The sequence below is a fragment of the Saccharopolyspora pogona genome (assembly GCF_014697215.1).
GTDB lineage: Bacteria > Actinomycetota > Actinomycetes > Mycobacteriales > Pseudonocardiaceae > Saccharopolyspora > Saccharopolyspora hattusasensis.
The window spans coordinates 559,191-583,958 of record NZ_CP031142.1 but is presented as its reverse complement, the minus strand read 5'-3'; the positions used below and the strand labels follow the sequence as shown (position 1 = coordinate 583,958).

The window sequence follows — 24,768 nt, the reverse complement described above, 5'->3', positions numbered from 1 at the left end:
GGTGAAAAGGAATCCTGCCGCGCCCGGCGAGAATTCGGGACTGCCGGATGACGTGGCCGAGGACCGCAGCGGCACCACCCGCGATTCGTCCACATCGGACCGTTCAGCATTTCCCCGGAGCGATCGCCGGGCCTCGTGGCCGCTCCGGTGCTCAGAAGAGGTAGGGAACCCCAGGGATCGGAGCTCGTCATGACCACAACGCAGGCCGACACCCCGACCAGATCGGATTCCGATGCCCGGCGTGCCGTAGCCGCTGCCGGCATCGGATGGGGTCTGGACGGCTTGACCTGGACCATGTATTCCTTCGCGCTGACCGTGCTCCTACCGGTGCTGGGCATCTCGACCGCCCTGGCAGGCTGGGTCACGGCGCTGAGCATCGTGGCGTCCGCGGTCGGTGGCGTGGTGTGCGGTGTGCTCGCCGACCGCTTAGGCCGCGTGCGAGTCCTGACCTGGTTGATCATCGGTTACAGCGTGTTCACCGCGTTGACCGCGACTGCGCAGGACTTTCCGCAGTTCCTGACCTGGCGCGTGCTGGAGGGCGTGGCTTTCGGCGGCGAGTGGGCAGTCGGCGCGGCCCTGGTCGCCGAGTACACTCAGGCCGCTCGCCGCGGCCGCGTCCTGGCGTTCGTGCAGAGCTGCTACGCCATCGGCTGGGCCGTCTCCACCGCGACGTACCTGCTGGTGTTCTCGTTCATGCCGCCCGAGTTCGCCTGGCGGGTGCTCTTCGCGATCGGCGTGCTGCCTGCTGCGGTAGCGTTCGTCATCCGCCGGACCACGCGCGACCGCGTCGATCTCGCCGCTATCACGCCCGTGCGGCACAACCGGTTCGCGGCGCTGTTCACCCGCGGTCAGCTCCGGACCACGCTGCTCGCGACCTTGCTGGGCATCTGCATCCAAGGCATCTACTACTCGGTGTTCGTCTTCCTGCCGCTGTTCCTGAAGTCCGAGCGCGGCCTTTCGGTCATCGGTACCGCGAGCTACACCTGGGTCGTGATCATCGGCTCGTTCGCCGGGTACCTGGCTTCCGGGTTCGTCCACGACGCGATCGGACGCCGCCCCACCTTCGCGCTGTTCTTCCTCGGCTCGGTGGCGAGCATCGGTTTGTTCGTGTTCTCCCCCATCGCACATCCCGAGATCGGGTACGCCATCAGCTTCGTGCTCGGCTTCTTCGCCTCCGGGCAGGCCGGCGGTATGGGCGCGTACCTCGCGGAGCTGTTCCCGACCACGTCCCGCGCCTCCGGGCAGGCCTTCGCCTACAACGTCGGGCGCGGTCTCGCAGCGTTCGGGCCGTTGTCCGTGGGCGCGTGGGGCACCTCGATCGGGTTGGGAACCGCGGTGTTCTGGGTCGGTGCCATCGCAGCCGTGCTCGGGTTCGTCGCCTTGGCTCTGCTGCCCGAGACCCGCAACCGAAACATCCTGGCCGACGCGGTCGGTCGGCGGAATTGATCGAGGAGTTCTGATGTCCCTTCCCACACCGGCGGAAGAGCGCGGTTACCGAGTGGCCATCGACACCGGTGGCACGTTCACCGACATCGCGGTGAACCGACCGGACGGCTCGGTCTTCGTGTGGAAAGTCCCGTCCACTCCGCACGCCCCGGACGAAGCGGTGATCGCTGGCCTCACCGAAGCACTGTCCGAAGTGGCCGGTCAACCAGGTGAAGTCGCGCGTTTCGTGCACGGCACAACGGTGGCCACCAACACCGTGATCACCGGTACCGGTGCACGCGTCGGCCTGGTGACCACTGACGGGTTCCGGGACCTGCTGGCAATCGGCTACCAGACGCGCCCTTCCCTGTACGACCAGACCGCGCGCCGCCCGCGTCCCCTGGCCCCCGCCGAGCTGACCTGGGAAGTGCGCGAACGGCTCGCGGCGGACGGCTCGGAACTCGCGCCGGTGGACCGGCGCCACCTCGACGAGTTGATTGCCCGGATCCGCGCGGCCGAACCCGACGTCGTGGTCGTCTCACTGCTCAACGCCTATGCCAATCCCGCACATGAGGACCAGGTCGTCGAGGCGCTCCGCGAGGCCGGGGTGGTGCCGTCGGTGTTCGCCGCCACCTCGATCACACCGGAAATGCGCGAGTACGAACGCACTTCGACAGCGGTGCTCAACGGCTACGTCCAGCCGAAGATCGCCGGCTACGTCGACCGCCTCGACAAGCAGCTGTCGCAGGTCGGTGTTCCGGCGCGGCTTTGGGTGATGCAGTCCAACGGCGGTCTGCTCGGTTCGCGCGTGGCGCAGGAGCAGAGCGTTCGCACCGTCCTTTCCGGACTCGCCGGCGGTGTGGTCGGCGCGGCGCGGTGGGCCCGGCAGCTCGAACTGCCCTCCGTGGTCAGCTTCGACATCGGCGGCACGAGCACCGACATCGCGCTGATCCGCGACGGCGTGCCGGACGAGATGACCGCAGGTGAGATCGAGGGATACCCGCTGCGCATGCCCATGGTGGATGTGCACACCATCGGGGCCGGGGGCGGCTCCATCGCATGGCGGGACTCGGGGGACGGGCTGCGGGTCGGGCCGCACAGCGCAGGTGCTCGGCCCGGGCCCGCGTGCTACGGCCACGGCGGGACCGACATCACCGTCACCGATGCCCACGCGCTCCTCGGCCGCCTCGGCGAAAGCCTGCTCGACGGGCGCCTACCGCTGGACGTGGCAACTGCGCGGCGGCGGCTGGCGGACTTCGCGCGAGCTGTGGGGCTCGGTGATACCGAGACCGCGGCCGGTGTCTTGCGCGTCATCAACGCGACCATGGGGCGCGGTATCCGCAAGGTCAGCGTCGAGCGCGGAGTGGATCTGCGCCAGTGCACGCTGATGGCCTTCGGCGGAGCCGGGCCGCTGCACGCCGCCGAGCTCATCCGCGAGCTGGGCATGCGTGCCGCGGTCGTTCCGCCGCACCCGGGAATCGCGTCGGCGGTCGGCATGCTGGACACGCCCGTGCGACACGACTTCGCCCTCAACGTGTCGGCGACGACTGCTTCCGCAATGCCGTCCGTGTCCGAAGCGTTGGACACCTTGGCCGCTCAGGCGCAGGACTTCCTGGCTGAAGACGAGGGTGTCAGCGCCACCGATGCCGTGTTCGAACGTGCCGTGGACGCTCGCTACCTCGGGCAGAGCTACGAACTCCGCACCGCGTGGACGGACGATTTCGCCGTACTGCGCCGAACATTCGACACGATCCACGAAGAGCGCTACGGGTTCTGCGACGCCGACGCGGCACTGGAAATCGTGACCGCGCGCGTCACGGTCACCGCGGGATGGCAAGAACAACGCGTCGAGCCGAAACTCCCCACCGGTGATGCTCCCGACCCGGTGGACAAGCGCCGCGCGTACTTCGACGGCCAGTGGCACGACACCCCCGTCTACCGCAGGGAGCAGTTGCCGGCACAAGTCAGCCTCGCCGGACCGCTCGTCCTGCAACAGCTCGACTCCACCACGGTTGTCTCCCCCGGGCAGGCGTGCTGGCACGACGAGCACGGATTCCTGCACATCCACCCAGAGGAAGCCCGATGACGCAGCACATCGCCCTGGACCCCGCCGACCTGGAGATCGCCCGCAACCGCCTGGAGTCCATCGCCGAGGAGGTCGGCACCACGCTGATCCGCACGTCCTACTCCCCCAACATCAAGGACCGGCGCGACTGCTCCGCAGGCGTCTACCGCGCAGGCGGCGAACTGATCGCCCAAGCCGAGCACATCCCGCTGCACCTGGGCCTGATGCCCACCCTGATCCGCAACACCCTGGCCGAGATAGGCGTCGACTCCCTGGCCCCGGGTGATGTCGTCATCACCAACAACCCCTACCTGGGCGGATCGCACCTGCCGGACACGTGCCTGATCACCCCGGTCCACGTCGGCGGCGAGGTCATCGCGGTCGTCGCCAACATGGCCCACCACGTCGACGTCGGCGGGCTCGCGCCGGGATCCATGGCCACCCACGCCACCGAGATCTTCCAGGAAGGCATCCGGATTCCGCCGCTGCGCCTGATCAAGCGGGGCGAGATCCAGCAGGACGTCCTCGACCTGCTGCTGACCAACGTCCGCACCGCCGACAAGACCCGCGGCGATCTCATGGCCCAGGTCGCGGCCAACAGCCTCGGGGCCCGGCGCATCCAGGAGCTCGTCGAGGACTGGGGCGTGGCGCGATTCCGCGCGGCAGGCGAGGCGCTGATCGACTACGCCGAGCGCCGCACCCGCGCGGCGTTGCGCGCGATGCCCGACGGGTGCGCACGGTTCGCGGACTACCTGGAGCACACCGGGGTCCGGGAGGAGGACGTGCCCATCGTTGCCACGGTGAGCAAGCGGGGCGACGAACTCGTGGTCGACCTGACCGAGTGCGCGGACCAGGTAGCGGGAGCGGTGAACTGCTCTTACGCGATCGCGGAGGCTTGTGCGGCGTACGCGGTCAAAGCGCTGGCCGATCCGACGCTGCCTTCCAACGAAGGGCTCATGCGCCCGGTCTCGGTGCGCACTCGCCCCGGCAGCGTGGTCGCGGCGCAGTTCCCGGCGCCGGTGTCCAACGGCAACACGCAGACCGCCCAGCGCATCGTCGACGTCCTGTTCGGCGCGTTCGAACAGTTCGTTCCGGACCGCGTCCCGGCTGCCTCCAGCGGCAGCATGAGCATCGTGACGATCGGCGGCCACGATCCCGAAACGCAACGTTACTTCTCGTACGTGGAAACCTACGGTGGCGGTCAAGGTGCGTTGCCGAGCATGGACGGCGCGGACGCCGTGCACACGCACATGACGAACACCCGGAACACGCCGTGCGAAGTCATCGAGCGCGAATACCCGCTGCGCGTCAAGCGCTACGCCATCGCGCACGGGACCGGCGGGGCCGGGAGGTTCGACGGCGGCAGCGGACTCGTGCGGGAGCTGGAAGTGACCGCTGGGCGGGTGTCAGCGGTGGTGGCCACCGCACGGGTCACCCGGCGCCCGTGGGGGCTGCACGGCGGCGAGCCCGGATCCCCGGCACAGGTCCACGTCGTCCGCAACGGCAGTTCGCAGCAGCTGTCCGCGATGAACCGCCTCGACCTGCAACGGGGTGAGACGCTGAGCATCCAGACCGCGGGCGGCGGCGGTTACGGGCGCAACGACGATTGGTGCCGTGCCCTCGGCTCCGGGACGGGACCGGAGCCGAGGCACAGCTCCATCCAGCTCGGCGACGCCGGGTCTGCACGGCATCCTCCCGTCCTCAATGGACTTGGCAACGAGCAGCTCGGCGAGGGTTGGCGATTTCGCGCGAAATAGCCAGAATCAGCCGGGCCCTCAGCTCCCGGAGGTGCCCGGCGACAGCATCCTGCAGCGCGGGGATCAGCCGTTCGACCAGGAATGGATGCAGCAGACCTTCGAACGCTACTGGGAGCGCGCCCAGCACGTGACGAGGTGGACGAACGCGGTGTAGCCTACGCCGGAACGGCGTAGGCGACGATGTTGTCCTCGTATTGGCGGGTGCTGTCGTCGAAGGGGCCTCCACAGGTGATCAGCGCCAGGCGCGGATTGCCGGTGCGGTCGAACAGGTCCGCCGGCAGGGATGCCTTGGGGTAGCTGCGCACTGCCGCGATCCGGTACCGGGTCGTGCTGTGCGCGGAGGTGACCTCGATCGGATCGCCCGGCTGGAGTTCAGCCACCCGGAACAGCGCACCCGGACCGGCGCTGCGGGTGTCGACGTGCCCAGCCAACACGACTGTGCCGGTCCGGGAACCCGGCGCGGCGCCGGCGCTCCACCAGCCGACCACGTCGGGTGATTCGGGCACGCTCAGCTGGCGGTCCGTCCCGGGCAGCACTGGCTGCACCGGCGCGTCGACACCCATCGCCGATAGCCGCATGCGCTGCGGCACCTCGCTCAGCGACACCGGCTCCAGCGCTTCCTGCGCTGGAGCCGGAAAAGGTCCCGCATGGGCAGGCGGAACGGTCCCGGTGTGCGGGAGGGCGGGACCGTTGACCAGAGCGTGGCCGAGTCCCGCCGCCGCGGTCACCAGGCCGAGCGCCAGCACGACCACCGGCGCCCGGCGTCGCCATGAGCTCACCCGGTCCGCCGGCGCCACCGCAGCAGCACCGCACCGGCAGCCACGACCATCGCCAAACCGCCCGCGACCAGGCCCAGATCGCCAGCGCTGGACTGCGCTCGCTCCGCCAGGCCGCCGGAACCCGTGTTGGCCCCCTTCGGCGGAATTCCGAGGGCCTTCGCGGCCTCCTGGGCATGGCTCAGGTGCTTGAGGACCGCCGGGAGGAAGTCCTTCGCGAAGCTCTGCACGTCAGCATTCCCACCGGAATCGATTTCGGAACGCGTCAGCGTGCTCGCCTCCTGGTGCCCGGAGATCTGCGCCTGCAGGTAAATGGTGTCGAACATTGCGCCCGACGCGCTCTCCAGCTGTTTTCCGGTGCTCTGCTGTTGCGCATTCGGCGACGATGGCAGCGTCACACCCTTCTGCTCCGCCAGCCGTTCGAGCTTGCCCTGCGCGTCCTGGTGGTCGGTGAGCGTTTCCTGCGCCAGCGACCGCACCTGCGGCGTGGTGGCTTTCTGCAGTGCCAGCTTGCCTATGGTGATCTCCGCCAGGTTCACCTGCGCGGCCTGCGTCATGAAGGATTTGTCCTGTTCAGGCACTGCGGCCGCGTGCGCCGCAACGTCGGGCACCGCCAACGCCGCCACCATGGCCACGCCACCGACCGCGGCGGCAGCGCATTTCCTCATCTTGGTCATCATCCCCCCAGTCAAGAACCATTGCGCCGTGGGAATACCCACACGTTCGGCAGCGGAAACGTCGGTGAATTACTACCGGACCTCCGGCCGGTGGTCGGAGGCATCACCAGAGGTATCCGGCCTCCACCGATTCTCGAAAGCCTTTTCCCAGTTCACCGCGTAGGGAACCAGTTGATCATTGCCGACGGCAGCGTCACCGACCCGTTCAACCCGAGACTGTGACAGGCGGGTCTCCGGCGGCATGACTGTCCATTGGCGACGGTCATGCCGCGGCCGGGCGTTCGGGTCGCCGGCCGACGTCGGCGGAGGCCGAAGGCGCGGGCTGTCCTGCCGCCAGCAGGTGGCTTCAGATTCAGGGCAGCGCTGCGCCGCGCGCCATGATCCAGAGCACGAACCGAATCTCGTCGATGTCCGCCGGCTGACCGAAACGTCGCGGCATGCACTGTTGACGTTGCTGCTGCCGGGGCCCGAAGATTCCTTTGTGGATAGTCCGACGCAGGTGGACGACTCGCACCGAACGCCCCGGACGATCGCCGTGGCACTCAGGCACCGGCGGCGTTGGCCCATCCCACAAGTGCCTGGAAGTACGCGTGTTCGAGGTGCCGGAGGGCCTCCTCACGAGTGAGGCCGGTCTCGACGAGGTCTAAGATCTCGCGCGGGTCGAACATGATGTTGCACAGGAACAAGGCGTGTTCGAAGTGCTCGTCCGGGATCTCCAGGTGCCGCATCACGCTGCGGACCGGTCGTTCCCACGCCTCTCGCACGGTGGAGATGACCGGGTCGTTGCCGCGCAGCCTCGCCAGGAATCCGCTGCGGGCGCGCAGCTGCACCATCGCGGCCCCGTAGCTCTCCAGCAGCCGGGCCCATTCGCCGGCGACTTCCTCGAACAGCGCCGGACCGGTTTTCGGGCAGTCGTGGCTGTAGTCGCGCAGTTCGACGATCACTCGGTGCAGGTAGGCATTGAGCAGGTCGTCAAGCGCCGAGTAGTACCGGTAGGCGGTGGGCACCGACAGGCCGGCCCTGTCCGCGATCGCGGGCATGGAGACACCGCCGGGGTCGGCGCGCAGCAGCTCCCCCGCGGCTTCGAGCAGGCGTTCTCGGTTGCGGACCGCGTCCCGACGTGGCCGGCCGCGGGCCGGCGCGCGGCGCCCCGGTGTGGTGGTCAGCGATGCCTCCTATAGTCGCCCAAGGATCTTCTGCAGGCGGTTCAGTCCTTCGTCGAGCGTATCGAAGTCGGCAGCGAAGGAGAGCCGGATGTGGCCTTCCCCCGAGGGGCCGTATTCGCTGCCTGCGCGCACCGCGACACCACCAGCCAGCAGGCGCTGCACGACTTCCTCGGAGCGCAGCGCACAGCGGTACTTGGCGAAGGCGTAGAACGCGCCTTCGGGGTTGGTCGCCTCGACCTCGTCCATCTCGGCGAGACGCTTGGCCACCAGGTCGCGGCGCTCCTGGTAGGCGCGCAGCATCGGCGCCGCCAGTTCTGGGCCGAGTCGCAATGCGGTGATGGCCGCCCGCTGGGCAGCGGCGTTGAGAGCGCTGTTGAAGGTGCGGTGCACATGACGGATGGGCGCCGTCACCTCGACCGGTGCGACGACGTACCCGACCCTCCAGCCGGTCATGGCGTAGGTCTTCGAAAGCGTCTGACAGTAGATGAGGCGCTCGCGCAGGGATTCGACGGCGAGCGCGGAGGTGAACGGCACCCCGTCGTAGACGATCTCGGCGTACGCCTCGTCGGCCAGCACCAGGACATCGGTCCCGTCCAGCAACTCACCCAGGGCGCCCAGTTCCTCACTGGTGAACACGGTTCCGGTCGGGTTGACGGGGTTGCACAGCACGATCATCCGCGCGCCGCGGAGGGCGTCGGCGAGCGCGTCCAGATCGAGTCGGTGACCTGATGTCGTCGGGACGAGCACCGGTTCGCCGCCGGCCAACCGCACCGCGTCCGGGTAGAGGGAGTAGGTGGGTTCGGGGATCACCACCCGATCTCCCGGGTTCACGGCGGCGAGGACGGTGGCATTGATCGCGGCAGCGCCACCGTGGGTCACCGCGACGTTGCCTTCCGAGTACGCCTGGCCGGACAACCCGGATGCAGCCGCGGCGATCACCTCGCGGAGTTCGGGGTCGCCGTTGAGGTCTCCGTAGTGGGTGTAGCCGTCGGCGAGCGCGCGCCGGCAGGCTTCCACGATCGGCTCCGGGGTCGGGAAATCGGGTTCCCCCATGGCGAGCGACAACGTCCCGGCCGGCGGGACCGCACCGGCAGGCCGAAGCGACGAACGCTGAACACGGGTGATCGCGAGCGACGGCTGGAACCGGACCACAGCTTCTCCTCATGACGAGCGACTCGGCAAGCTCGGCACAAACCGAGAGTTGAGTCTTGGTTTTGGTGCAGTATAGGAGAGGTTGGCGCTCCGCAGTCAAGCCTCATCCTTCGGTCGCGATCACCGTTTCGGCTGCATAAACCGCGCAGAGTTCCACGCGCAATCTATTGACAACACGGAAACGGCTCGCCACGCTGTCCTGAACTGAGATACCAATCTCGAATCGAGCGGGAGGTCGCATGGGTGCGGTAGTCGATCTAATCGCGGATCTCGGGGAGAGCTTCGGCGCCTACCGGATGGGTGATGACGAAGCGCTCCTCGACGTCGTCAGCTCGGCCAACATCGCGTGCGGCTTCCACGCCGGCGACCCGCGGGTGATGGATTCCACCGTGCGCGCCTGCGTTCGCCGCGGGGTCGGGGTCGGTGCGCACCCCGGGTTCCCCGACCTGGTGGGGTTCGGCCGGCGGGCACTGGAGATGACTCCGGACGAGGTGCGCACCGACGTGCTTTACCAGATCGGCGCGTTGTCCGCGTTCGCCGCCGCGCACGGCACCCGGCTGCGCCACGTCACCCCGCACGGCAGGCTCGGCAACCTGGTGGTGACCGACGACGAGTACGCCGAGGCCGTCACGGATGCCGTGCAGTCCTATGACCCGTCGTTGATCACCGTGGTGCAGGAAGGCCGGCTGGCCGCGCACGCACGCTCGCGCGGGCTCCCGGTCGCGGTCCTGGGCCTGGCCGACCGCGCCTACCAGGACGACGGAACACTCGTGCGCCGCTCCGAGCCCGATGCAGTGATCCACGATCCTCGCGAGGTCTCCGAACGAGTCGTGCGGATGGTCACCGAGGGCGTGATCCGATCGGTCAACGGTCGCGACATCCCGGTGCGATGCGACTCGGTGCTGCTGCACGGCGACACCCCCGGTGCGGTCGAACTGGCCCGCACCGTCCGTCGTGAACTCGTCGCCGCGGCGGTGCGCATCCGACCGCTGACCGAGGTCCTGGCCGCCAAGAACGGAGCCGCCCGGTGATGGCCCCGCCAACATGGCAGATCACCGACTTCGGCGACTCAGCGGTACTCGCCAAAGCGGCGGGCGCGGGCCCCGAGCGCTGCTGGCAGGCGGTGCAGCGCTTGGCCGACGCCCTCGAGCCCGATGATCGAGTCAGTGACCTGGTTGCCACCTACGACAGCCTGCTCGTCGAGTTCGACTGCGACGAGATCACGCACACCGAGCTGACGGAAGCGGTGCACCGGACCATCGCAGCCCTGCCCACCGCGCCAGCACCGCTGGGCAGCCGCGCCTTCCGCATCCCGGTTGTCTTCGGCGGCTCCTGCGGACCGGATCTTCCTGCCGTGGCGGAAGAACTGGGCATCACCGAACAAGACGTGGTGGACGCGCTCTGCAGCCGCGAGTTCCCAGTCCGCTTCCTCGGCGCGCCCGCCGGAGCCCCCATGATGGACGGCACGCCATTCGCCCAGCCGATCAGCCGATGCCCGCAACCCCGCGTCGCCGTCGAGCCGGGCTCCGTCGCGCTGTCCGGCCACCAAGCAGTCATCTACCCGGTGCGTTCCCCCGGCGGCTGGCGGCTGATCGGGCAAACCCCGCTGAAGCTGCTCGACATCGCCGACGAGCCGTACGTGCCGTACCAACCGGGAGACCGGTTCCGGTTCGTCCCCATCGACGCCGATCGCTGGAGCGACTGCGCCGCCCAGGGCCCGGAGGTCACGGATGCCTGAAGAACTCCAAGTGCGCCAGGCCGGCATCGCTGCCATCACCGACCTCGGACGCCGCGGGCTCGCCCGGCGGGGCGTGCCCGTCAACGGTGCCGCCGACCAGTACTCGGCGGCCGTGGCCAACATCCTGGTCGGCAATCCGCGCAGCGCCCCCCTGATCGAGATCACCGCGACCGACTTCGCGCTGAGCACCACTCGTCCCGTGCTGGTCTCCGTCACCGGAGCACCGGCCGACGTGACCATCAACAACCACCTCGGCCGGATGTGGGAACCGCTGTGCCTGGAACCCGGCACGACCATCCGGGCCGCAGCGCCGACGGGCGGGCTCCGCTGCTACCTCGCGGTGCACGGAACCATCGACGCACCAACGGTTTTCGACAGCTGCGCACCGGACTCCCTGCTGGGTGTCGGTACCCAGCTGGCGACCGGGGCGACGATCGGCCTGCGCAGCGACTACCGACCAGTCGACCACCCGGTCTTCCGCCATCCGCTGTTCTGCCTGGGAGCCGTGCCGCCGCGATTCCCGGATCCCTGCACGATCGACGTCACCGACGGACCGGACATCGCCGAATTCCCCACCGGCCGCGAACTCCTCGCATCGGCGACCTACGCGGTCACCCCGCGCAGCAACCACATCGGACTGCGCTTGGCCGGCCCCGTGCCACCGCGCTCCAGCTCAGCGGAGGTGCTCTCGCGCGGCATCCCCGTCGGCGCCGTCGAAGTCCCGCCCTCCGAAGAGCTGCTCGTGCTGCAACGAGGCCGACCAGTCACCGCCGGCTACCCCGTGATCGCAGTGGCCACCAAGATCGCCCAAGACGCGCTGGGACAACTCCGTCCCGGCCAGCACCTCCGCTTCCGGTACCGCACCGTCGCCGACGCCGTCGCGACGCACAGGGCCCGCCAGCACCGGCTGAGAACTCTGGCGAACCGGGTCGGCACGGTCTTCACCGCACTCGGCATCTCCTGCCGCACCGCCTGAGAGAGGACTCCCATGACCGCAAGTTCCACCGCCGATCAGTTGACCAGGCTCAAGGAACTCGGGACCGCCACCGTGCACGAAGCACAGAGCGGCACCGGCGCCCTCGACAGCGCCATCAAACCCCTGCACCCCGCGATGGCCGTCGCCGGTCCGGCACTGACCGTGGACTGCAAACCCGCCGACAACCTCGCCATCCAGCACGCCGTCACCCTCGCCCGCCCCGGCGACGTCCTGGTCGTCGACGCCAAGGGGTTCCTGGAAGCCGGCCCATGGGGCGACATCCTCACCCTCTACGCCCAGCAGGTCGGCATCGCCGGACTGGTCATCGACGGCTCCGTGCGCGACAGCCAAGCCATCGTCGACATGGGATTCCCGGTGTTCTCCCGCGGCATCTGCATCAAGGGAACCGGGAAGAACCAACCCGGCAAGATCAACGAGACGATCACCTGCGGTGGCGTCCCGATCAACCCGGGCGATGTCGTGGTCGGCGACGCCGACGGCGTCGTAGTGATCCCCGCCGCCGACGTCGAACGCGTCATCGAGCTCTCCAAAGCCCGCGAGCAGAAGGAAGCCCGCTTCCGAACCGCTTTGCAGGGCGGGCAAAGCCTGGTCGAGCTCATGGGCCTCGGTCCCAAGCTCACCGAACACGGCTACCGCTGACCTGAACCACTCGCCCCTGGAGTCAAGCATGACCCCCACCCGAACGACCGAGCCCATCGATCAGCAGGCATCACCCGCCCAGCTGCGACGCGTCACCCTCGCCGGCAGCCTCGGCGTCTTCGTCGAGTTCTTCGACTACGGCATCTACGGCTTCCTCGCCCCGATCATCGCCACGGTCTTCTTCGCCGGACAAGGCAGCACCGCCGCGCTCCTGATGACCTACGGCGTATTCGCCCTCACCTTCTTCTTCCGCCCACTGGGCGGTCTCGTCCTCGGCTACCTAGCTGACCGGATCGGCCGACGCACCGTGCTGGTCTTCGCGCTCACGCTGATGACCGGCGCCACCACAGCCATCGGCCTGCTCCCCGGTTACAACACCATCGGCATCGCCGCACCGATCCTGCTGCTGTGCATGCGCATCGCACAGGGCTTCTCCGCAGGCGGCGAAGTCGCCAGCGCCATGTCCTTCGTGGGTGAACACTCCCCCGCCCACCGGCGCGGATTCCTGATGTCCTGGACCCAGGTCGGCTCGTTCACCGCCCTGCTCACCGGCACCCTGCTCGCCATGGGCCTCAACTCCGCCCTCAGCGAGCAGGCGATGCAAGCCTGGGGCTGGAGGGTGCCGTTCCTGCTCGCCGCACCGCTGGGCATCGTCGGCTACTACATCCGAGCCCGGCTGCACGACACGCCCAGCTTCACCAAGCTCCAAGAATCCGACACCGTGGCGGCCAACCCGTTCCGGGAGACGTTCGCCGAGAAGGGGAACCTGCGCAACCTGGCGCTGGCCATCGGGGTCCCGGTGCTCAACAGCTCCGGCTACTACGTGCTGTTCACCTACATGCCCACGTACCTGTCGAAAGAGCTGAAGTTCAACCAGGTCCAGGGCCTCACCGTTACCGCGGTGTCCCTGGTCGTGATCGCGGTGTCCATCCCGCTCGCCGCCAAGCTGTCGGACCGCATCGGCCGCCGCCCGGTCCTCATGACCTCGGCGATCGGCCTCGTGATCCTCGCCTATCCCTGCTTCTGGCTGATGACGCAGGGCAGCGTCATCGCCTCGGTCCTCGGAGCGGTCGTCATGGCCCTGTTCTACTCCGGACATGCCGGGATCATCCACGCGGTCCTCGTCGAGATGTTCCCCACCCGGGTCCGCAACACCGCCTACTCCATCGGCTACAACATCTCAACCGCAGTGTTCGGCGGCGCGGCCCCACTGGTCCTCACGGCTTTGATCTCCGCGACCGGCGACCCCGCCATCCCCGCCTACTACGTCATCCTCACAGCTGTGGCAACCGGCGTCTCCGTCCTGCTGGCGAGGGAGACCGCGCGCTCCTCGCTCACCGACAAATAGCGGCAAAAGACTAGTCCTCGCAGCACATTCGCCGTCGAGGCGCGAGAAGATCGGGCCCTCATCCGCTCGTTGCGGGCGAGGTCCCGATCCCACTGTCGTCGAGGCGGTTGTGGGGTCTCCGCACAAGTCGCTCAGCGGGCCGTGTAACCGCCATCGACCAGCAGGTCGGTCGGGTGAGCACCACCGTGGGCGAGATCGAATTGACCGGGAGCTACTCGACGACCGCCGCGCCGACCCGACTGCCACGCGCTGAGCAGTCGGGTCGGCGCCTCGGTGCCCTCCAGTGGTCACGAGCCGAGATCGGCGGAATACCCGCGCACCACCGGGGGAGGATTCATCGATGGGCGGGGCGGGCGGTGTAGGCGACGGCCGGGATGACGGCCAGGGCAAGGACGCCTCCGATGCCGGCGAGTGCGGTGTAGCTGCTGGCGGCGACGACTAGACCGGATGCCATGCCGCCCCCTGCCCCGGCGAGGGCGACGGCGACATCGACCGCGCCCTGGGTCTTGGCGCGGGTTGCCAATGGGACGGTGTCGGTGATGATCGCGGTGCCGCTGACCAGCCCGAAGTTCCAGCCGAGCCCGAGCAGAGCGAGAGCGAAGGCCAGCAGTGCGACGGAGTTCGGCGGTGCCAGGGCCGCGAGCAGTCCCGCGCCGAGGAGGGTGACCCCGGAAGCGGCGGCTACGGCCATCCGCCCGAAGCGGTCGACGAGCAGCCCGCTGAACGGGGATGGCAGGTACATCCCGGCCACATGAACGGCGATGACGAGGCCTGCCGCGCTGACGTCGTGGCCGTGGTGCTGCATGTGGATGGGCGTCATGGTCATGATGGCGACCATGACGAGCTGGGTGAGCACCATGACGGCCGCACCCAGCACCAGGTGCGCGTTGCGTCCGCTTCGCGTGTCGGTCGCTTCCTGCCCCGGAGTTTTCCCTGCGGGATCTGCCGCATCCGCGGCGATGGTGCGCGCGGTGGTCAGGGGGTCGGGGCGGAGCATGGTCCACAGCACGGCCGCGGCCGCTGCGTAGGCGACCGAGGCCAGGATGAAGGGACCGGCCAGACGCGGGATGTTCAGAGCATCGGCCAACTGGCCCGTCGCGGTGACCAGGTTTGGTCCGGCAACCGCCCCCACGGTGGTGGCCACCAGGACGGTGCTCACGGCCCGGCCGCGGTGTTGTGGCGAGGCGAGGTCGGCTCCGGCGTAGCGGGCCTGGAGGTTGGTGGCGGTGCCCGCGCCGTAGACGAACAGCGCAAGGAACAGCAGGAGCACGCTGCCGGTGGCGGCGGCAATGACGACCCCGAGGCTTCCTGCAGCTCCGGCGGCGTAGCCCACCGAGAGCCCGGTGCGGCGGCCCAGGCGCTGCGAAGTTCGTCCGACGATGATCGCGGCGGCGGCGGAACCGATGGTGAAAAGTCCGCTGGGCAGCCCGGACAGGCTGGTGCTGCCGAGCATGTCTTGCGCCAGCAGGGCGCCAACTGTGATGCCGGCGGCGAGACCGGCTCCGCTGAGGATCTGGGCGGTCACGAGCACGGCGAGGATGCGCTTTTGGGCTGGATGAACTGCAGTGGGCACGGGGGGCCTTTCGGGCAGGGCGCGGCGAGGGCTTCCGGCGGCTCCGCCAGTGCGTTGGGGCGGCACGAGTGCCGGACGCTCCGGTGGGAGGTTCGGTGAGGTCAGCGGGGCTTGGTTCGGGTGATGCGCCACAGGCGGCGTGGCAATCCACCTTCTTCGAAGGCGTGGACCTCGGTCAGGCCATCGCGGCTGAAGTCCGTGGCGTGCACCGTGAATCCGCGCCGGGCGAAGTGGACGCTGTCGCGGCCGTGCCCGGCGCCCGGTTCGAGGACCGAAGTGGCGTGGCCGGCGGAGAAGGCGCCGGCCGCGTGTTGCGCGGGTTCGGATGGTTCGTCGCCGTACATGTGGGGGTGGGCCCGGTGAGTGGACTGCCAGTGCGTGCGCTGTGCGCGTCCCAGGTCGACGGTCATCATGCCTCGCATTCGGTAGATCCCCGCGCGGGTTTCGGTGCGCGGGTCGACGTGGGCGTGCGTCAGCTCGTTTCCACGGGCAGCTCGGCAAGTTGCCATTCGAGCATCCCGTCGGTGAGCCGTCGGGCGCTGCGGCCGTGGGCGGCCAGCAGACGCACAGCGTCGTGGGCGAGCACGCAGTAGCTACCGCGGCAGTAGGCGACGATCTCTTGATCGGCCGGGATTTCTCCGAGCTTGTCGGCCAGTTCTTCTACCGGAATCGACACCGCGCCCGGGATGTGCCCGGCTTCGTACTCCTCGCGCGGACGCACGTCGAGCACGACGACGTCACCGAGCCGGGCCCGGCGGAGCAGTTCCTCGCGGCTGACGTGTTCGGCATCGTCGGGACCGAGGTAGGCGGCGCGGGCCGCTTCCACGTCGGGCAGGTAGGCATTGGCGACGGTGCGCATCAGCGCGTACAGGGCGGCGACGTCCGTGCCGGCGAGGCGGTAGTAGATCTTGGTGCCATCCCGGCGGGTGGTGACCAGGTTCGCCTGCTTGAGGGTCTGCAGGTGCGCCGAGGCGGTGGTCATCCCCAGCTGCGCCGCGCGCGCCAACGCCTCGACCGTGCGCTCGCCCTGGGCGAGCAGGTCGAGCAGCTCCAGCCTCTTGCCGCTGCCCAGCGCCTTGCCGACGCGGGCGAACTGGTCGAACAAGGCCGTCTTCGCGTCTCGATCACCCATCAATACTCCAATCTTCTTTGGAATAGTGTATAACCGAGTCACGCGCGGGCGATGGAACACCCGCCGATGGGTGGGGTCCCGCGATGAGCACGGTGGACGTGGTTCCGCTCGTCGATGAAGGGCTCGGAAATTCCGCCTACCTGGTCAACCTCGGAGACGGCCGTTCGCTGGAGGTCTGAGCATGAGCACCACCGGCCTGCGGCTGGGCCTGCGCGCAAACCTCGCCCAGTTCAGCCTGCTCGTGGCGGTCAACGCCCTGGTTGGCGGGATGGTCGGGCAGGAGCAGACGGTGCTCCCGCTCCTGGCCGAGCAGGAATTTCACCTGGCCGGCTACACCTTCCTGTTGAGCTACGTGTTCGTCTTCGGACTGAGCAAGGCGGCCACCAACTACTTCGCCGGCACCTGGTCCGACCGCTTCGGCCGCAAACCCGTCCTGGTCGCGGGGTGGTTGATCGCCATCCCCGTTCCCCTGATGCTGATCTGGGGCCCGAACTGGGGCTGGATCGTGGCCGCCAACCTCCTGCTCGGCATCAACCAGGGCCTGACCTGGTCGACGACCGTGATCATGAAAGTCGATCTCGCCGGACCTCTGCAGCGAGGGCTGGCAATGGGATTCAACGAAGCCGCCGGATACGGCGCGGTCGCGATCACCTCGGCACTCGCCGGCTATCTCGCCGCGCAGTACGGGCTCCGCCCCGCCCCGTTCCTGCTCGGGGCGTTCTACGTCGTGCTCGGGCTCAGCCTCTCAACCCTCGTGGTGCGAGAAACCCGCGATCACGCCCACCTGGAAGCCACCCAGCACACCAGCAGCAGAAACGCCAGCGAGCACTCCAGCCTGACCAACCGGCAGGTCTTCGCCCGCACCACCTTCACCGACCCGGCCCTGTCCTCGGCCAGCCACGCCGGCCTGGTCAACAACCTCAACTTCGGTCTGTCCTGGGGTCTGTTCCCGCTGCTGTTCGCCAGCGTCGGCGTGGCCGTCGACCGCGTCGGACTCCTGGTGGCCCTCTACCCCGCGGTCTGGGGAATCGGACAACTCGCCACCGGCGCGCTGTCCGACCGATGGGGCCGCAAGTACCTCATCACCACCGGAATGCTCACCCAAACAGCCGCGCTGGCACTCATCGCCGTGGCCCAAAGCTTCTCCGCGTGGGCTCTCGCCACCGTCCTGTTGGGAGCCGGAACCGCGATGGTCTATCCGACACTGCTGGCTGCCATCGGCGACGTCGCCCACCCCAGCTGGCGCGCCCGCTCCGTCGGCGTCTACCGCCTCTGGCGCGACAGCGGCTACGCCGCCGGCGCCGTCCTCGGCGGCATCGTCGCCGACCTCTGGGACCTGCGCGCCGCAATCTGGGCCGCAGCAGCCCTCAGCTTCGCCACCGGTCTCAGTGTTGCCATCCGCATGTACGAAACCCATCCCCGAACCCGCCATGCCGCCGAGGACACCCCCTGAGCATCCCCGCCGGACTCCGATAACCCGATCTACCTGGACTACAACGCCACCACACCCATCGCGCGTCGCCGAGGCGCGCTGGCCGTACTTGACCGGACACTTCGGCAACCCCTCCAGCGGTCGACACCGCACGCTCCTCGCTCCCGCGGCCGCTCGACGCCACACCCGAGGAGATCGTGTTCGTCACCCGGGGGTGGCGCAATTTCTCGCGAAATTGCGCCACCCCCGGGTGAACGGGCGCCCGCGCGTCGAGGTCGGCGAGCTGGCGGCAGCGGCTCTGAGGCCAAGATCATGCGGGCGCTGGTTGAACAGCACGAGCATGCGGAGCTGGGGCAACGTGATCGTCCCATCCACAGCAGCAACCGAACGTGCTGACACCGCAACGAGCAGCCGTGATGCGGTCAGCACCATCTCGACTACGGCATCGACGTCGTCCACTCCGAAGTCGTCTTCTGCGCCTCCACCGACCATGCCCGACCGCGGGTGTGCCAATACCATTGCCCGCACCGATCATGCGCTCAGGTCTGAGGATGCCTCACCGAAAAGTTCCCCTTTCCGAACCGGGGCGTCGCACAGCCACCATCCCCGCGACTGCCAGGCCCAGGATGATCGACAGCGCTCCGACGACGACGTTGTTCCAGATCATCCCCACCGTCGGCAGACCGAAAGTGGTGACCCACGTCGCGATGATCAGCCAAATTCCGATAGGAGCCGCAGTCCAGCTGATGCCACCGCTGCGTTCCGGAGTTCCGGTGAGCCCCAGACCGATCGCCGTGACGATCAGTCCCAGGATGAGATTGTTCATGCTCAGCAATGGCTGAGAGCCAGCGAACCCGACGACCCAGGGCGAGACTGCGGTGTAGGCGCCGGTGAGCATGAGGGCAGATTCGCTGCCCGTAGTGGTAGGTGCGGCTAAGGCGGCTTCGTAGTCCCTGAGGCGCGAGGTCTCAGCCGTTGTGCGAGTGCCGCGTTGTTCCGGGGCAACCATGGCATCTCATCTCCTCGTTTGCCTCGCAGATCTCCTGCTCCCCTCGAGTTGCCATCGCATGCCCTGTGCAAACGTCTGCCGATGCCGTTGTACCTGCAGTGCCTTTTGAGTATTTCCTGCACCACCTACACCTTAAAGAACAGGAGCCCCAACAACTTCGTGCACACCACAGGAAACAGCCGTTCGCCTGAATCTGCCACGAGAACAAGACCGCGACAATGATTGCTCATTGCCAGAAACCAGATCGAGGAACCAGTTCGCTGACGGCATGCCTGGCGTGGAGTATTCGGACCAGTGGTTCTTGCTTTCGGGGCAGCAACCTCCCTGACTACCTGAACAGAACTGACCCGGCCCACACGGGCCGGGTCAGTACCACCGTTACCACCAAGGAAGCCGAAACCCGGTAAGGGCACCGGCTTCCCCCGACTTCCCGCACAACGAGCACCGAAACCTCAGTCAGCGCAAGCTGATCGATGCTTGGCCGAATCAGGGGTGCTGTTCACGCGGGTCCGTACCTTACCGGCTCGTCGGCCTCCGCTAGTTCCATCTCCGCTGTCGCTTGGATGAGTTCGATCAGCTCCGGGTCGAGACCTGGGCTGAATTCCTCCGGCCGCTCCGGCGCGATGCCGAAAGGCACGCCCTCTGGCGCTTGGGCCATGCGCAACACTTCGCCGTCGTGCGACGACGGCGAATTCCCCTGGAAAACCTTGGCCGCCTCGGACTGGTGGTCGAGGTTGAAGGTGTACTGCCTGTTGTGCAGACCTCTCTCGAGCAGAGTGGCGACCTCTGGGTACCGCTCGGCGTTCGTCTTGGGAATCGGCAACGTCTTGCCCCAGTTCACACCGAGGCTTTCCAGCGCCTTGGCATAGGCGTTCTCGTGCGCTTGGTCGCGAACGATGAGATACGACACCGTCGATCGCAGCGTCTTGTTCGAACTCATCTCGTAGATGCGGCACTTCTGGAGCCTGCCGGTCGACTCGAGCATCAGGTTGTACAGCAGATCAAGCACGAGGTTACCGCTGTTGTAGACATACGAGCCCGACCAGGGATTGCCCACGGCGTCGACGGGCAGCGCACCTTGCGCGCCGACGAGCATGTGGTGGATGTTGCCTTGTGCAAGGGCGTTCGACAACGGCGTCGCCCCCTTGGCACCTGGCTGATCGAGCGGCTCGTCCTTGGATCCCCGGTATCGCGGCGAACCATCCGTCAGCCGCGCGATCGTCGTGGCGATCAGCTCAACGTGGCTGATCTCCTCCGTCCCGATGCCGTAGAGCAGGTCTCGATAAGGTTTGCCCTCGGGACCTCGGAAGTTGAAGCTCTGGAACAGGTACTGCATCATCGTCCGCATCTCACCGAACTGGCCGCCCAAGCCTTCCTGCAAGGCGTTGGCAGCGCCGGGGTCCGGCTCGTCAGGAACGATCTCGTTGATCATCCGCTGTACGTGGAAGAACATGACACCTCCCACCCCGGCACCGCTCTCCGCTTGGCGCGACGGGGGTAGCTGAGATCAAGGCTTTGGATGGATGTGAGACGATTTCCGTCTGTGCTCGCTCGGTCCGATGCAGCGGCGCCAGAACTATTGATCCGGGTGGCAAATGTGTGATGTTAGGCGGCGTAGCGAACTTCGGGTTTGCCGAAGTAGGAGCGAACTCGGTCGGGCAGCTTCTGGAGCCGGTGGAGGAAGGAGCGGACCGCTTGTTTCAACTCGGCGCGGGTTTTGGGGGCTGTGCTGGTGGAAACGGTGCGTTTGAGGTCGGCATTGAGTAGCTCGTCGGGGTTGAGTTCGGGGCTGTATCCCGGCAGGAAGTGCATCGCGATCGCCTCAGCGTGCTTGGTGATCCATTGCTGGATAGTCTTGCGGCGGTGGACGGGGTGTCCGTCAACGATCAGGTGGACCTTGCGGTCCAGATGGCGGGTCAGCCGGTCCAGGAACGACAGGAACACCTTGCCGTTGAACGAGCCGGTGTAGACGGTGAAGTACAGCTCGCCTTTGTTCCCGATCGCGCACATCGCGTTCACGCTGAATCGTTTGCCCGTTTTGCCCACCACCGGTGTCTGGCCCGCCGGTGCCCAGGTGCGGGCTACGGTGGCGTCGGAGCGGATCCCGGTCTGGTCCAGCCACAGGATCAGTGCGCCCTCGCGGCGGGCGCGGGCGGCGATGGCCAGGTAGTCCTCCTCCAGCCATCGGCGTACGGACTCGGGGTCCTGTTCGTAGGCCTTGCGGATCGGTTTCTGCGGCGACAATCCCCAGGAACGCAGGTAGTTGCCGACGGTGCGCAGGTTCAACACGATGCCGTGGCGCACCCGGATCAGCTCGGCCACTGTCTTGCGGGTCCACACCAGGCCGGTCAGCCCGAACGTGGCCGGGGTGTGCTCGGCCACCGCATACCGCAGCTTGCGCTGCCGGCGGGCACTCAACGCTTTCTGCTCGCCGGGCTTGCGACCCCGGCGACGCCCGGTGAGACCCTTCGAGCCACGTTTCCGCCACGCCTGCACCCATCTGGACACCGACTGCGGGGCCACCGCGAACACCCGGGCCGCCTCGACCTGACTCATCCCACCATGAACAGCAGCGACCACCCTGCGCCGCAAATCCTCCTGCGCCTCAGGCGACAACCTCCGCGCGTCCCGCACACCAGCGATCATGCCAGAACAACGAAGATCACACCTATAAGTTCCCGATCAATATGTTCCTTGGAGCGCCCGCCGAAGAGCCAGCACCGTCCACGGTAGAAGCACCCGAGCCACTTCGCCAACGCTGCCAAGGCAATTACAACCAGCTCGCCGCCGTTTCGGTTCACAGGTGGGCGGTCCGTTCGCGAGCAAACGGAACTGGTGGCAGTTGCTCATGCAGGCCCTGCGCGTGATGCCCCGAGTAGGGTTCCGCCGAGCAGCACGGCCAACACGGTGATCACGGCGGGCACCCGAACCGTGCGGCCGATGATCCGAGGCACCAGCAGATAGTCCTCGACAAACCGTTAGACCACGAAGCCCCCTGCATTGCCGCCACTCGGGCGTGACCTCCACCACACGCCGACCGCCCCGCGAAAGCCCCCGCGGCGCAACGGATATCACCATCCAGCGGCCCGCCATCCTCACTGTCAGCACCTGATCGGACACCCCTCGCGATTGCTCCATTTGGCGTAACGAAATGTTCGTCCTGATGGGGGAGCATCGCCGGATACTTCACAAACCCCCAGCTCCCGGCTCCTTCCGTTCCCCCGGCGCGGAGCTCGGGAACGGAAGGAGAGAACATGCCCCGAGGTTCTCTGATCCGAAGCATTCTCGCGTTCGCCGCGACGATGCTGGCAAGCCTGGCGCTCGCAGCACCAACCGCCAGTGCCGTGGCTACGCCGCTCATCATCGGAGGTACCCAATCGACGCAGACCTACAGCTTCATGGCGTCCATGCAGTCCACCGACGGCCAACACCACTGCGGTGCCTCGCTGGTCGACAAGCAGTGGCTGGTCACCGCCGCGCACTGCGTAGAAGGGCAACAGCCCAGCAAAGTCCAGTACCGGATCGGGTCAACCGACCGCACCAGCGGCGGTGAGCTCGTCAAGCCGGACAAGTTCGTGGCCCACCCCAAGTCAACGCAGAAGCAGGCCGGCAACGACGTCGCCACCGGCTACGACATCGCCATGGTCCACCTGTCGCAGCCGGTGAAAGCCCAGCCGATCAAGATCTCTGCCACGCCACCGCAGCCGGGCACCGCAGTGCAACTGCTCGGTTGGGGCCAGACGTGCGGGATGCCCAAGTGCGGCGAGCCGCCCGTGACCTTGAAGGAGCTGGCAACCAAGACGATCGCCGCGTCGAACTGCACCAGCTCGCAAGATCCCTTCGATGCGACACGTGAGCTGTGCATCGACAACCAGAAGGGCAAGGTCAACGCCTGCTACGGCGACTCCGGTGGCCCGGCGGTGGTGCAGGAAGACGACGGTTTGGCACTGGTCGGCGCGACCAGCCGCGGCCAAGCCGAGAACTGCGCGGAGAAGCCCGGCATCTACAGCAACCTCGTGGCGCACACCGACTGGATCAACGAGACCATTAACTCCGGCGGCTCGTCCAAGCTCCCCGGCAAGTCCCCCGGCCGTCTCCCCGACATGCCGACGTTCCCGTCGGTTGCGCCGCGCAACCGGTAACCCGCCACCTACCGCGGACACCCGCAGCGAGCAGCGAGGGTCGTGAAACCGTCCGCGGACGGTTTCACGACCCTCGCATTCGCACCTGAACCCGTAGGAAAGGCCGGTGCTCATCCTCCGCATCGGCCAGCAGGCCGTCGCAGTACCACCTGCGTCGTCATTCCGCTCTGCTCCGCTTGTACTGGTACATCGCTTGATCAGCGTGCGCAAGTGCGTCGCTCGGGTGTTGACCGGGGGCGATGCGGTGGTAGCCGATGCTGGCGGTGATCCGGACCGAGTTGTCTTCAGTTTCCAAGGCGACCGGCTGGGCCACCGCATCGGCCAGGTGTTGCACCAGTTCCTCGGGGTCGTGCGGTGGCGGGATGAGGAGTATGACGAATTCGTCGCCGCCGATGCGCGCAACCGTGTCGTCGTCGCGCACGCACCGGCGCAGCCGGTGAGCGGTGATGCGCAGCAACTCGTCGCCTGCCTGATGTCCGAGCCTGTCGTTGACCGTTTTGAAGTTGTCCAGGTCGACGTAGATCAGCCCGCGTTCTTCGAACTGGGGACTCGATACGGCCTCGTCGAGTAAGTCCGCGAGCAGCACCCGGTTGGCCACGCCCGTGAGCGGATCTTGCAGAACGGCCTGAGCGAGCCGCCGGTGGGCCCGGTAGAGCTGCAGCAAGGTGGTGATGTGACGGAGGATGACCAGAGCGATGATCACGCTGAGCACGTAGACCACGTCGGGGTACGGGCTGCCACCCGCCACGTTGATGACGACCATCGCCAGGACGGCAGTCAGCGGAACGTACGGCACTGCCAGAAGCACCAGTGACACGCTCCGGCGCTGGGCGATGGCTGGTCGCGGCGCCGTGAGTGCCGCGGGGATCAGCAGGAGCGCACCGATCATGTAGCCCAGTTCGGCCGCTGCGGGTGCCGCCGCCCCGGAGACCGTACTGTCGGCGTAAACGATGTCGCTGGCACCCATGGCGCACAATCCGACCACCAGCCAGGTCAATCGGGGCCGCCACATGCTGTGCAAAGCGACGGCCATCAGCAACGCGAGCACGATCAGAACGAAGTCACCGACTGCGTAAGAAACCGTCAGCAGCGTCACCGTGGGGGAATCATGAGAACCCGCCTGGACCGCGAGGACTTCGCAGGCGAGCGCGACGAGTGCCGTGACGATGATGAGGCCGTCGAGCAGTAGAACTCGTGGTGGATCCGCAGTGTCGTACACCCGGACCCTGGCGTGGTCAGCTCGGGCTATCACGAGCAGCGCTGCGAACACTCCCGCCGGAAACAGCAGGAAGAGCGCGCTAGCAACACCCGGCACCGCCGCCGCGGCACTGTGCACGGCGCGATACCACGTCCAGATCGCCTGCGCGGCGACCCATCCTCCCAAACCGACGGCCAGGAATAGTCGCCAGCGCCGCTCCGGGCCGGTGTGCGACCACCCGGCCCACGAGTAGGCGACGCCGGCAACGATCGCGTTGACCAGAGCGGCCAGGTCGTCAGCCAGCCGCGACACCGGGTCCGAGTAGGTGAGGACTAGAACAGTCGCCGTCGCCGTTAGGACGACAAGCCACCCCATTAGCAGCCACCGTGGTGGCCCGGATGCAAGTAGCCGTGGAGGCACACGCACACAGCCACTGTTGCACATCGGCCATGCCCACGCCTACTGGAGCAACTCAAGAACAAGCCTGCGACCTGCACAAATGACGCAAAGAACCCCGACTCGCAGGGGCTTCGGGCCTCAAC

General features: G+C 67.5%; 23 protein-coding genes. 11 read left to right on the top strand and 12 right to left on the bottom strand.

Annotation, left to right across the window (positions count from 1 at the left end; translation table 11 throughout):
* Nucleotides 1-189 precede the first annotated feature (189 nt).
* From DL519_RS02140 to DL519_RS48295, 4 genes are read left to right on the top strand one after another with little or no spacing between them, the layout of a single operon-like run.
* Nucleotides 190-1,446, top strand: coding sequence for an MFS transporter (locus DL519_RS02140; protein ID WP_190812655.1), 1,257 nt, complete (start codon nt 190-192; stop codon nt 1,444-1,446).
* A gap of 13 nt (nt 1,447-1,459) precedes the next feature.
* Entirely contained in the window at nt 1,460-3,511 is a 2,052-nt protein-coding gene (locus DL519_RS02135; RefSeq protein WP_190812654.1) for a hydantoinase/oxoprolinase family protein, read from the top strand.
* Nucleotides 3,508-5,247 (top strand): hydantoinase B/oxoprolinase family protein, encoded by a 1,740-nt coding sequence (locus tag DL519_RS02130; RefSeq protein ID WP_190812653.1) that lies wholly within the window; start codon nt 3,508-3,510, stop codon nt 5,245-5,247. The genes DL519_RS02135 and DL519_RS02130 overlap by 4 nt, the downstream gene beginning before the upstream one ends.
* Before the next feature lie 31 nt (nt 5,248-5,278).
* Nucleotides 5,279-5,401, top strand: a complete 123-nt coding sequence (locus DL519_RS48295) for a hypothetical protein (protein ID WP_263399555.1) — start codon at nt 5,279-5,281, stop codon at nt 5,399-5,401.
* Between the two features lies 1 nt (nt 5,402).
* On the opposite strand, the gene DL519_RS02125 is transcribed toward DL519_RS48295, so the two are convergent.
* The 4 genes from DL519_RS02125 to DL519_RS02110 all read right to left on the bottom strand — a co-directional run bounded on the left by DL519_RS02125 (nt 5,403) and on the right by DL519_RS02110 (nt 9,018).
* The gene (locus DL519_RS02125) at nt 5,403-6,026 is read right to left on the bottom strand and encodes a class F sortase (RefSeq protein ID WP_223838354.1); all 624 of its coding nucleotides are present in this window, start codon (nt 6,024-6,026) and stop codon (nt 5,403-5,405) included.
* Nucleotides 6,023-6,691, bottom strand: coding sequence for a DUF4142 domain-containing protein (locus DL519_RS02120; protein ID WP_190812651.1), 669 nt, complete (start codon nt 6,689-6,691; stop codon nt 6,023-6,025). The genes DL519_RS02125 and DL519_RS02120 overlap by 4 nt, the downstream gene beginning before the upstream one ends.
* A gap of 551 nt (nt 6,692-7,242) precedes the next feature.
* A complete protein-coding gene (locus DL519_RS02115; protein ID WP_190823702.1) occupies nt 7,243-7,866 on the bottom strand; it encodes a TetR/AcrR family transcriptional regulator in 624 nt (207 codons plus the stop codon).
* Between the two features lie 9 nt (nt 7,867-7,875).
* The gene (locus DL519_RS02110) at nt 7,876-9,018 is read right to left on the bottom strand and encodes a pyridoxal phosphate-dependent aminotransferase (protein ID WP_190812650.1); all 1,143 of its coding nucleotides are present in this window, start codon (nt 9,016-9,018) and stop codon (nt 7,876-7,878) included.
* Nucleotides 9,019-9,257: 239 nt separating this feature from the next.
* On the opposite strand from DL519_RS02110, the gene DL519_RS02105 reads away from it, so the two are divergent.
* From DL519_RS02105 to DL519_RS02085, 5 genes are read left to right on the top strand one after another with little or no spacing between them, the layout of a single operon-like run.
* A complete protein-coding gene (locus DL519_RS02105; protein ID WP_190812649.1) occupies nt 9,258-10,049 on the top strand; it encodes a LamB/YcsF family protein in 792 nt (263 codons plus the stop codon).
* On the top strand, nt 10,049-10,756 hold the full coding sequence (locus DL519_RS02100) for a 5-oxoprolinase subunit B family protein (protein WP_223840187.1): 708 nt from the start codon (nt 10,049-10,051) through the stop codon (nt 10,754-10,756). The genes DL519_RS02105 and DL519_RS02100 overlap by 1 nt, the downstream gene beginning before the upstream one ends.
* Nucleotides 10,749-11,732, top strand: a complete 984-nt coding sequence (locus DL519_RS02095; RefSeq protein ID WP_190812647.1) for a 5-oxoprolinase subunit C family protein — start codon at nt 10,749-10,751, stop codon at nt 11,730-11,732. Before DL519_RS02100 ends, DL519_RS02095 begins: the two co-directional genes overlap by 8 nt.
* 12 nt (nt 11,733-11,744) lie before the next feature.
* Nucleotides 11,745-12,392, top strand: coding sequence for a 4-carboxy-4-hydroxy-2-oxoadipate aldolase/oxaloacetate decarboxylase (locus DL519_RS02090; protein ID WP_190812646.1), 648 nt, complete (start codon nt 11,745-11,747; stop codon nt 12,390-12,392).
* A gap of 28 nt (nt 12,393-12,420) precedes the next feature.
* Nucleotides 12,421-13,740 (top strand): MFS transporter, encoded by a 1,320-nt coding sequence (locus DL519_RS02085; protein ID WP_190812645.1) that lies wholly within the window; start codon nt 12,421-12,423, stop codon nt 13,738-13,740.
* A 334-nt stretch (nt 13,741-14,074) separates the two neighbouring features.
* Here DL519_RS02085 and DL519_RS02080 read toward each other — a convergent pair whose 3' ends face one another.
* From DL519_RS02080 to DL519_RS02070, 3 genes are all read right to left on the bottom strand, one after another.
* Nucleotides 14,075-15,271 (bottom strand): MFS transporter, encoded by a 1,197-nt coding sequence (locus DL519_RS02080; RefSeq protein ID WP_190823701.1) that lies wholly within the window; start codon nt 15,269-15,271, stop codon nt 14,075-14,077.
* Nucleotides 15,272-15,414: 143 nt separating this feature from the next.
* Nucleotides 15,415-15,822 carry a hypothetical protein gene (locus tag DL519_RS02075; protein ID WP_223838353.1) on the bottom strand — a complete coding sequence of 136 codons (408 nt, stop codon included), beginning with the start codon at nt 15,820-15,822 and terminating at the stop codon, nt 15,415-15,417.
* The gene (locus DL519_RS02070) at nt 15,786-16,445 is read right to left on the bottom strand and encodes an ArsR/SmtB family transcription factor (RefSeq protein WP_190812644.1); all 660 of its coding nucleotides are present in this window, start codon (nt 16,443-16,445) and stop codon (nt 15,786-15,788) included. Before DL519_RS02070 ends, DL519_RS02075 begins: the two co-directional genes overlap by 37 nt.
* Nucleotides 16,446-16,626: 181 nt before the next feature.
* Between DL519_RS02070 and DL519_RS02065 the strand changes: the two genes are divergently transcribed.
* The gene (locus DL519_RS02065; protein ID WP_190812643.1) at nt 16,627-17,898 is read left to right on the top strand and encodes an MFS transporter; all 1,272 of its coding nucleotides are present in this window, start codon (nt 16,627-16,629) and stop codon (nt 17,896-17,898) included.
* A 183-nt stretch (nt 17,899-18,081) separates the two neighbouring features.
* On the opposite strand, the gene DL519_RS45425 is transcribed toward DL519_RS02065, so the two are convergent.
* The 4 genes from DL519_RS45425 to DL519_RS02045 form a co-directional block, all read right to left on the bottom strand.
* A complete protein-coding gene (locus tag DL519_RS45425; RefSeq protein ID WP_223838352.1) occupies nt 18,082-18,369 on the bottom strand; it encodes a hypothetical protein in 288 nt (95 codons plus the stop codon).
* Between the two features lie 64 nt (nt 18,370-18,433).
* The gene (locus DL519_RS02055) at nt 18,434-18,775 is read right to left on the bottom strand and encodes an SPW repeat protein (protein WP_190812642.1); all 342 of its coding nucleotides are present in this window, start codon (nt 18,773-18,775) and stop codon (nt 18,434-18,436) included.
* A gap of 610 nt (nt 18,776-19,385) precedes the next feature.
* Nucleotides 19,386-20,339: a manganese catalase family protein gene (locus tag DL519_RS02050; protein WP_190812641.1), complete on the bottom strand. Its 954-nt coding sequence runs from the start codon at nt 20,337-20,339 to the stop codon at nt 19,386-19,388.
* Nucleotides 20,340-20,491: 152 nt separating this feature from the next.
* Complete coding sequence (locus DL519_RS02045; protein WP_190812640.1) at nt 20,492-21,532, bottom strand: IS630 family transposase; 1,041 nt, start codon at nt 21,530-21,532, stop codon at nt 20,492-20,494.
* 608 nt (nt 21,533-22,140) lie between these two features.
* Between DL519_RS02045 and DL519_RS02040 the strand changes: the two genes are divergently transcribed.
* The gene (locus DL519_RS02040; protein WP_190812639.1) at nt 22,141-23,028 is read left to right on the top strand and encodes a S1 family peptidase; all 888 of its coding nucleotides are present in this window, start codon (nt 22,141-22,143) and stop codon (nt 23,026-23,028) included.
* Between the two features lie 157 nt (nt 23,029-23,185).
* On the opposite strand, the gene DL519_RS02035 is transcribed toward DL519_RS02040, so the two are convergent.
* Complete coding sequence (locus DL519_RS02035) at nt 23,186-24,601, bottom strand: GGDEF domain-containing protein (protein ID WP_190812638.1); 1,416 nt, start codon at nt 24,599-24,601, stop codon at nt 23,186-23,188.
* Between the last annotated feature and the right edge of the window lie 167 nt (nt 24,602-24,768).

What these genes read in the sequence shown, in the direction of transcription:
- DL519_RS02140 (WP_190812655.1), top strand. Translation starts at nt 190, where the DNA reads ATGACCACAACGCAGGCCGACACCCCGACCAGATCGGATTCCGATGCC.
- DL519_RS02135 (WP_190812654.1), top strand. Translation starts at nt 1,460, where the DNA reads ATGTCCCTTCCCACACCGGCGGAAGAGCGCGGTTACCGAGTGGCCATC.
- DL519_RS02130 (WP_190812653.1), top strand. Translation starts at nt 3,508, where the DNA reads ATGACGCAGCACATCGCCCTGGACCCCGCCGACCTGGAGATCGCCCGC.
- DL519_RS02120 (WP_190812651.1), bottom strand. Translation starts at nt 6,691, where the DNA reads ATGAGGAAATGCGCTGCCGCCGCGGTCGGTGGCGTGGCCATGGTGGCG.
- DL519_RS02105 (WP_190812649.1), top strand. Translation starts at nt 9,258, where the DNA reads ATGGGTGCGGTAGTCGATCTAATCGCGGATCTCGGGGAGAGCTTCGGC.
- DL519_RS02100 (WP_223840187.1), top strand. Translation starts at nt 10,049, where the DNA reads ATGGCCCCGCCAACATGGCAGATCACCGACTTCGGCGACTCAGCGGTA.
- DL519_RS02095 (WP_190812647.1), top strand. Translation starts at nt 10,749, where the DNA reads ATGCCTGAAGAACTCCAAGTGCGCCAGGCCGGCATCGCTGCCATCACC.
- DL519_RS02090 (WP_190812646.1), top strand. Translation starts at nt 11,745, where the DNA reads ATGACCGCAAGTTCCACCGCCGATCAGTTGACCAGGCTCAAGGAACTC.
- DL519_RS02085 (WP_190812645.1), top strand. Translation starts at nt 12,421, where the DNA reads ATGACCCCCACCCGAACGACCGAGCCCATCGATCAGCAGGCATCACCC.
- DL519_RS02075 (WP_223838353.1), bottom strand. Translation starts at nt 15,822, where the DNA reads ATGGCAACTTGCCGAGCTGCCCGTGGAAACGAGCTGACGCACGCCCAC.
- DL519_RS02070 (WP_190812644.1), bottom strand. Translation starts at nt 16,445, where the DNA reads ATGGGTGATCGAGACGCGAAGACGGCCTTGTTCGACCAGTTCGCCCGC.
- DL519_RS02065 (WP_190812643.1), top strand. Translation starts at nt 16,627, where the DNA reads ATGAGCACCACCGGCCTGCGGCTGGGCCTGCGCGCAAACCTCGCCCAG.
- DL519_RS45425 (WP_223838352.1), bottom strand. Translation starts at nt 18,369, where the DNA reads ATGGTCGGTGGAGGCGCAGAAGACGACTTCGGAGTGGACGACGTCGAT.
- DL519_RS02055 (WP_190812642.1), bottom strand. Translation starts at nt 18,775, where the DNA reads ATGCTCACCGGCGCCTACACCGCAGTCTCGCCCTGGGTCGTCGGGTTC.
- DL519_RS02050 (WP_190812641.1), bottom strand. Translation starts at nt 20,339, where the DNA reads ATGTTCTTCCACGTACAGCGGATGATCAACGAGATCGTTCCTGACGAG.
- DL519_RS02045 (WP_190812640.1), bottom strand. Translation starts at nt 21,532, where the DNA reads ATGATCGCTGGTGTGCGGGACGCGCGGAGGTTGTCGCCTGAGGCGCAG.
- DL519_RS02040 (WP_190812639.1), top strand. Translation starts at nt 22,141, where the DNA reads ATGCCCCGAGGTTCTCTGATCCGAAGCATTCTCGCGTTCGCCGCGACG.
- DL519_RS02035 (WP_190812638.1), bottom strand. Translation starts at nt 24,601, where the DNA reads ATGGGGTGGCTTGTCGTCCTAACGGCGACGGCGACTGTTCTAGTCCTC.